The 259-nt window shown below is 64.9% G+C and carries 1 protein-coding gene; it reads right to left on the reverse strand.

Features of this window, described 5'->3' with window-relative positions; genetic code table 11:
* Nucleotides 1-259 (reverse strand): hypothetical protein (locus SB816_RS32945; protein ID WP_410548373.1); only part of this gene is annotated, 259 nt, incomplete at both ends.

The raw sequence follows: 259 nt of genomic DNA on the forward strand, positions 1-259 counted from the left end.
GCCACCCGCGGCAGACCGCCGGTAATGTCACGCGTCTTCTGCGCTTCGGTCGGGATACGTGCGAGCACTTCACCCACCTGCACTTGCTGACCATCCTTCACGGTGATCAGTGCGCCAACCTGGAAGCCGATCTGCACCGCGTGCTCCGTGCCCGGGATCTTCACTTCCTCGCCGTTCGCGTCGAGCAACTTCACCTGCGGACGCACGCTCTTCGACGCCTGCGAACCGCGGCGCTTCACGTCGATCACGACCAGCGTCG

The organism is Achromobacter sp. SIMBA_011, from assembly GCF_046535435.1.
In the GTDB taxonomy this organism is placed as follows: Bacteria; Pseudomonadota; Gammaproteobacteria; order Burkholderiales; family Burkholderiaceae_B; genus Achromobacter; species Achromobacter dolens.